The organism is Agathobacter ruminis (genome assembly GCF_002735305.1).
Lineage (GTDB): Bacteria > Bacillota > Clostridia > Lachnospirales > Lachnospiraceae > Roseburia > Roseburia ruminis.
Window position 1 is genome coordinate 1 of the sequence record NZ_PDYG01000120.1, and the last position, 264, is coordinate 264.

General features: G+C 35.2%; 1 protein-coding gene. It reads right to left on the bottom strand.

What is annotated here, in order from left to right; all coding sequences use genetic code 11:
• Positions 1–264: hypothetical protein (locus tag CSX02_RS13805; RefSeq protein WP_207653784.1), on the bottom strand; the 264-nt coding region annotated here is incomplete at both ends.

The following is a 264-nucleotide window of genomic DNA, read 5'->3' on the forward strand; positions in this document are numbered from 1 at the left end:
TGAATCCAATCAAAATAGCACGACTCTTGCAACTGTTTAATTGCAGAATAATCCATTTTCAATATTGGAATTTTATGTCCTTGCACAATATAATAATCATCCGGGTTTTCTGTTTCTTCCGTCATTGCAGTTTCTGAAACATCGCTTCCATGCAAACTATTTGTCTGAGAACGAGCTTCTTCTTTTACTGTAGAGCAGGCAAAGCAGTTACCGACAAGTATGATTATGAATCCCCAACATAATATTTGTTTTCTCAACTTTTTC